1 pseudogene is annotated in these 326 nt (G+C 35.0%); it reads right to left on the reverse strand.

Annotation, left to right across the window (positions count from 1 at the left end):
• Positions 1 to 326 (reverse strand): annotated as a pseudogene (locus tag ID741_RS19940) (hypothetical protein); the annotation flags it as partial.

Raw genomic sequence — 326 nt, forward strand, 5'->3', positions numbered from 1 at the left:
GCAGTTTTTTCTTTCGTGTCGATCTGTTCCTCATTGGATTCTGGTAGATTAGTGGCTTTCGCAATTTTATTGTTGGTCATAACAGCTGGCACCTGTTTATAAGGGATAGACTGAACAAGATATTTTCCTTTCTTCTCCTTGACGTTGTAACAAAATAATTCTTGTCCCTTTTCCTCGTCGATTTGATAATCAATGAGATATTTCACTTGATAAAAACCGTCTTGTTTTTTCTTTTCCCACAATTGAATAGACAATACTTTCTTGTTGCTTTTTGCAGGATCATTCATTGGAATGGTGGTATCTACTGGAAAATATTTCTTTAAAGC

Origin of the sequence: Enterococcus sp. AZ103 (assembly GCF_051714685.1) — a bacterium.
Lineage (GTDB): Bacteria > Bacillota > Bacilli > Lactobacillales > Enterococcaceae > Enterococcus_A > Enterococcus_A alishanensis.